This is a genomic window from Paenibacillus brevis (assembly GCF_018919145.1).
Taxonomy (GTDB): Bacteria; Bacillota; Bacilli; order Paenibacillales; family Paenibacillaceae; genus Fontibacillus; species Fontibacillus brevis.
This window is the reverse complement of record NZ_JAHLQJ010000049.1, coordinates 1-1,477: the sequence shown is the minus strand read 5'-3', so window position 1 is coordinate 1,477 and position 1,477 is coordinate 1. Positions and strand designations below refer to the sequence as shown.

1 protein-coding gene is annotated in these 1,477 nt (G+C 47.1%); it reads right to left on the bottom strand.

Annotated elements, in window-relative coordinates:
- Positions 1-73 precede the first annotated feature (73 nt).
- Entirely contained in the window at positions 74-1,402 is a 1,329-nt protein-coding gene (locus tag KQJ23_RS23540; RefSeq protein WP_216481331.1) for an ISNCY family transposase, read from the bottom strand.
- Positions 1,403-1,477 lie beyond the last annotated feature (75 nt).

Genomic DNA, 1,477 nt, shown 5'->3' with positions numbered 1-1,477 from the left:
TCTGTCAATCGTCTGTGAAAATGTCACCTTAACTGTGCTATGAAAATGTCACTTATTTGTTGGAGTCTCCTGTTCACCAGGAGGCCTCTGAATAGCTGTTATGTTGCGAATACATAGCATCTTGGAATGAACTTTGTTTTGTGGTACGCTTTGTTTGGTTTCTGCCATACGTGGATTTCCACGGATGGTTTTGGGCGGGTTTGCGTGGCTGCGCAGAACTCGCCTCTTTTGTCTCTTCAGCCTTTCGTTCAGGCTTTTCTGTCATTTTCAAGGGCAAGGCTTGCTCTTGGTACCACAACAGCAGCTCGCCATTTAGAGTCTCACGCACTTCGACTGTGGATTTTGCATCTAGTCGGAGTGGAGCAGGTGTTGCGAGGGTGTAGATCTTTCCATTGTAGGAAAGTGTATTGCCGGTACCCATCTGGCGGTATTCACGAATGGTAAAGATATGCTCAAGATTGACGGAGCTATCAGACGGGATGTAAGCGGATGGGGTCTCTGTCGGCAAGACAGCAAACTTCCTGTTGTGCTTATCAAGTAAAAGGGGCAGCTTGCTATTTGCTTCATCCATCGACATTACGCCCAAGAGTCGCAGTTCAATCACCAGACGATCCTGGAATGTTTTCCAGAGTCTTTCTATGCGTCCTTTAGCTTGAGGTGTAACGGCCTTGATATGCTCGATATGTAGGTCTGCCATGGCTTTACCAAAGTTGGAGAGGGGCCTGGACACACCGGCAAGTTCCTGCTCTACAGTAAGTTTCTCGTTAGGTGATCTAAAGATGGTATGCCGATCACTGTACAGACCAAGCGGTACGCCGTAGTTCTGGATGCCTTGCTGCATCACAAGAGAGTAACCTTCGCGGCATTCGTTCTTGCGGAACACAGCGCCAACAACAATTCCTGTTGCATCGTCAATGGCTGCGTGCAGCGCAAAGGCAGGGGCTCGGTCTTCAAGCCAAGCATAAGGAGTCGCATCAATCTGCCACAGCAAGCCTGCTTGAGATCTACGCTGACGAGGCTGATGAGCTTTATTACGACGTCGCTGCTTCGCTTGTTTAATCCCCTGATCCAGGAGGATTCTACGGACACTGGATGGACTTAATTGAATCCCTTCATGTTCCTCCAATAACTCTGCATAATGACAATTATTACTGCCGTAATACTTCTTCTGATATAATTCCGTCACCTGTTTCTTTAGTTCGTTGTCTAAAGCATGAATCGGTTTCCTTCCACGATTCTTATGAACCAATCCTTGCGCTCCCCCCTCAGCGATATACTTCTTCTTTAATCGAATCATCTGCCGTTCCGTCAGCCCTAAGGCAGTTGCACCTTCCTTGTTCGTCATATGTCCCCCAAGGACTTTTTCCACCACAACTACCTTCTTTAATTCTGCTCTTGTCAATGTTAATGTCTCCTGTCCCATAGTGACATTATCTCAGAACAGTTATAGGGTGACATTATCACAGCACAACAACAT